This is a genomic window from Peribacillus sp. NPDC056705 (assembly GCF_043656335.1).
In genome coordinates, this window is sequence record NZ_JBHTYI010000196.1 from 1 (window position 1) to 1,092 (window position 1,092).

The 1,092-nt window shown below is 44.5% G+C and carries 2 protein-coding genes; both read left to right on the forward strand.

Annotation, left to right across the window (positions count from 1 at the left end):
* Positions 1–13: 13 nt before the first annotated feature.
* A complete protein-coding gene (locus ACFRAK_RS28865; protein WP_394573176.1) occupies positions 14–172 on the forward strand; it encodes a hypothetical protein in 159 nt (52 codons plus the stop codon).
* Between the two features lie 201 nt (positions 173–373).
* Positions 374–1,092, forward strand: a 719-nt coding sequence (locus tag ACFRAK_RS28870) for a class II aldolase/adducin family protein (protein WP_394573175.1), incomplete at its 3' end; no start/stop codon positions are given.

The window sequence follows — 1,092 nt, forward strand, 5'->3', positions numbered from 1 at the left end:
TCCACATGGTAATCTGACGAAAGACTCGAATATCTTCTTCAATCATATCGATATCTCAGACATTGTATTTATGGGTTATGTGAATGAAGATGAGATTACCTTCCGTGATGCGCTAATAGAAGGTATTCGGAAGGTCGATCAGATGGAACGTGATCGCGTGACGGAATCATAAATGCGTCATTCATAAGCAGTTCAATGAGGGATAAACCCTGATTGAACTGCTTTTTTATTGAATATACGAAAATTATGTGTTTGAAAACGAATACAAATCTGTGTTTATTTTTGATAAAAGTGTATTCAAACATAAACGGGCGTGATATGATAATAATCAAATGAAAGCAAATCATTGCAGACAATCGGAGGGTGAAACTTCATGGTTCAGAGCTTATGGGAACAAGCGAAGGCACAACAAGCGTCAAATACACTGGATGAACTGGTGTATCGTTCGAATTTGATTGGTACAGATCGCCGGGTATGCAATTGGGGCGGGGGCAACACATCGAGTAAGACCGTCATCAAAGACTTCCGCGGTCAGGATGTAGAAGTGATGTACGTGAAAGGAAGCGGATCGGATCTGGCTACAATGAAACCCGGTAATTTCACGGGACTGCGGATGGAAGATATCCGTCCCTTGTTCGAACGGGAATCCATGACGGATGAAGAGATGGTAGCTTACCTTGGTCACTGTATGGTCGACTCCAAGCATCCGCGTGCTTCGATCGAGACACTGCTACATGCATTTCTGCCTTATGCCCATGTCGATCATACACATCCTGATGCGATTATCAGCTTATGCTGCGCTCATAATGGTAAGGAGTTGGCTCAAGAGATTTTCGGTGACCGCTTTGTATGGGTGCCCTATGTAAGACCTGGATTTACCTTGTCGAAGATGATTGCCGAAGGCGTATTAGCTAATCCGAATGCAGAGCTTGTCTTGATGGAGAAGCATGGACTTGTTACCTGGGGCGATACTTCGGAGGCTTGCTATGCTCAGACGATTCGTATCATCAGTGAAGCGGAGGCATTTATTGAAGCGAGAGTGAACGAAGAAACGCTGTTCGGTGGTGTGAAGCACGCTCCGTTGTCATCTGA